We start from the raw sequence: 697 nt of genomic DNA, 5'->3' as shown, positions 1-697 counted from the left end.
GGCCTCGACCTCGACGATCCCACGACATTTGGGCCTACCTTCGGTGGTCGGTTCGTGCAGTCGGATGTGAGCGAGTTCGTGTATCGCCGTCTTGAACCGCTGCGCCCCGGGCAGGCTGGCCCGGACGACCACGTCTCGTTGGTGCCAGTCGGTGATCCCGTTGGCGTCGCCCAGTCGGTCGAGGTCGGCGACCTGTAGGCCGAATCCGGCTCCGATGATGAGCTCACCGACCCGCTCCCATTGGGAAGGAAGATCCCCTTCGACGGGGACGGTGGTGACCTCGGGGAGGGGTTCACCGTCGGTCTGGGCGATATCGAAAACACGAACCACCCGAAAACCGACCACCCGCCGTTCATCCTCATCATCGTTTTGGGGTGTGACCTTGGCGATGACGGGGGCGAGGATCTGCAGACCGTGCTCACCACGGCGCACCTGACGGCCAAGCCGCTGCCACATCCGATAGCCGGCCACCCGACTCGGTTGAAAACCTCGGGAGATCGCCTGGGACCAGATCAGCCGGCTGTTAGCGAACGAATAGTCATGAAACCGGGCAGCAACCGCCAAAGCCCGTTGCCAGTCCTCGGAGGTGACAAGCTCCCGGAGCGACGTCTGCAACTGGTCGTGCAGCCGTTCCACCGCCTCGGTCCGTTCATTGCGGGAATCTTTCTGAGCTGATACCACCCTGACAAGATGCGAC

At 63.1% G+C, this 697-nt stretch carries 1 protein-coding gene; it reads right to left on the bottom strand.

Going from position 1 to position 697, the window contains the following annotated elements; translation table 11 throughout:
• Positions 1-636 (bottom strand): ArdC-like ssDNA-binding domain-containing protein (locus tag P1T08_18875; GenBank protein MDF1598137.1); only part of this gene is annotated, 636 nt, incomplete at its 3' end.
• Between the last annotated feature and the right edge of the window lie 61 nt (positions 637-697).

The organism is Acidimicrobiia bacterium (genome assembly GCA_029210695.1).
Taxonomy (GTDB): Bacteria; Actinomycetota; Acidimicrobiia; order Spongiisociales; family JAHEDJ01; genus JAHEDJ01.
The sequence above is the reverse complement of the archived record's forward strand: the minus strand, read 5'-3'. Positions and strand labels throughout refer to the sequence as shown.